We start from the raw sequence: 1,448 nt of genomic DNA on the forward strand, positions 1-1,448 counted from the left end.
AAGTAAGCCGGTGACAATAAAGACCTTTAAAATCGATTGGGGTGTGCCGTTTAATCTCACGGCTAATCGTGCTAGGAGAAAAGCCAAGTGCTCTAGCAATTGATCTGAGCGAGTCTCCCTCTGATAACCGTTGTTCGATATAAAAACGATCTTTTTCATTTAAGTGCCGATAAACCATCTCTACCCTCTAAGTCAAAAGGCGAACTAGAGAGTTTATCTGTATGAATATGAACTCTCTACTGAGTGTTGCACTTCAGATGACGGAGGGCGAAAGTCACTCTATCATAGAGATAATAAATTATCAAGGAAAAGATAAATAAAAATCAAAATATAACTATTAACATGCAAGTATTAAAATAAATTTCAAATATATCCACAGCATGTTATTGCTGGTAATACTGGAGATTTTCTATGCCTAAATATAAACCCGCACCGCTATTAGAAACTGAGACTCCTATATTTCTCAATTCAGTCAATTAAAAGACTCTCCTTATTACAGACCCAGACAGACAACCAAAGAGGCAGGTAGCACCACACCCAATCTAGTGTTTAAACAATTACAAAATAACCGTCTTTATTTTCAAAAAGAACGAGCTTATCTCTCAATTTCTAAAGCGAAAAAATTTAATGGCCCAGGAAATAATGCTCAGCGTATCATCATTCCCTTACATGGTGACACATCTGGAGTGCTAAAGTCTCATTTAACTATCGCCTCCTTATTTGATCATCGCCCTCAGGATAAGGGTAAACCATTTAAACCATAAGATGTCATCTTCACTACACAGCAACAGTTAAGTGCAAAGTCAGTGGCGCCAATAAAACAGTCAGGGTCTATTGCACCTATCATCAAGAATATAGACCCGAATTTTACTTACACGATAAAAGTGATCATCAACTTAATCCTATAACTAAAAAAGCACTGAAAAAAAATGCACATGTCTTTATGCAACCGATTATCGACCAAGTTAATCAACATATAACAAAATTCGAAGAAAAAAACAACGTCTAGAAGAAGAAATAGAAAAAATAAATAGCAAATTAGCCGCTGTAACAGCACTAGAAATAAAATTAGAATTATCTTTAGAACTTTGTGGCTTATATGAAAATTGGCTGGGGCATGTTAATAGCAAAGATTATAGAGATGTAACTCACTTTTGGAATAGTTTTTTAAAAAAGCAAGATGACAATGGCTTTACTATTCAGGCCCCTCGTGGCACTTTTACTAAAAATAAGCGAGATAGAATACTTGAGCGTGCTTTTCGAAAAAATAGAGTTGACCTTCTCCGCAGTATAAATATACTACAAAATTTAATCTCTCAACAAAATCCACCGCTAAAAAATTACCAAGTAACTACAAGTAAACCAGCAAAATCTCAAAGAAAAAAAGCAAGAGTAAGCAAACCGAGTCATGGCAAAACACAACAAACACGAGTTATAGCGCTGGATTA

Annotated in this window: 2 protein-coding genes; one reads left to right on the forward strand and one right to left on the reverse strand. The window is 35.4% G+C overall.

Annotated elements, in window-relative coordinates; all coding sequences use genetic code 11:
• Positions 1–178, reverse strand: a 178-nt coding sequence (locus C200_RS15160; protein WP_080750118.1) for a helix-turn-helix domain-containing protein, incomplete at its 3' end; no start/stop codon positions are given.
• Positions 179–545: 367 nt separating this feature from the next.
• Between C200_RS15160 and C200_RS12770 the strand changes: the two genes are divergently transcribed.
• Complete coding sequence (locus tag C200_RS12770; protein ID WP_016212359.1) at positions 546–764, forward strand: hypothetical protein; 219 nt, start codon at positions 546–548, stop codon at positions 762–764.
• The last annotated feature ends 684 nt before the right edge of the window (positions 765–1,448 follow it).

Source organism: Piscirickettsia salmonis LF-89 = ATCC VR-1361 (genome assembly GCF_000297215.2).
In the GTDB taxonomy this organism is placed as follows: domain Bacteria; phylum Pseudomonadota; class Gammaproteobacteria; order Piscirickettsiales; family Piscirickettsiaceae; genus Piscirickettsia; species Piscirickettsia salmonis.